Source organism: Trinickia sp. EG282A (genome assembly GCF_040965455.1).
Lineage (GTDB): Bacteria > Pseudomonadota > Gammaproteobacteria > Burkholderiales > Burkholderiaceae > Trinickia > Trinickia symbiotica.
This window is the reverse complement of sequence record NZ_JBFRCC010000049.1, coordinates 1-364: the sequence shown is the minus strand read 5'-3', so window position 1 is coordinate 364 and position 364 is coordinate 1. Positions and strand designations below refer to the sequence as shown.

Genomic DNA, 364 nt, shown 5'->3' with positions numbered 1-364 from the left:
GGAGGACCTCGATGCCGAGCGCCGCAGAGTGCTCTCGCTGGATCATATCGAGGAACGCAGTCGCTGGCGCGATCGCCGTCTGATGGCTCTGCTTGCGCACCGGCGCTCACTGATGGACTAAGGTCGGGCGGACTGACCAAGTGCGAGACGGCAATTTCCGAATCGATCCTTAGCGAGGCTTTGCTCGTGGAATGGTAATCACTCACTTTTGCTGTTCGATGCGATTGGCGGAAAAGTCCTAGGGATGGTGTTCAAAACTCACGCATTTCCGAGTGTTCAACCGGCCGCCTGCTGGGCACAATAGGCACATGAGACAAACCGACCTGAACCTTGACCTGACGAACCGGCGCACGCGCAAGCGCGC

At 58.5% G+C, this 364-nt stretch carries 1 pseudogene; it reads left to right on the top strand.

Annotated elements, in window-relative coordinates:
• Nucleotides 1-121 (top strand): annotated as a pseudogene (locus tag AB4Y31_RS31860) (3-hydroxyacyl-CoA dehydrogenase); the annotation flags it as partial.
• Nucleotides 122-364 lie beyond the last annotated feature (243 nt).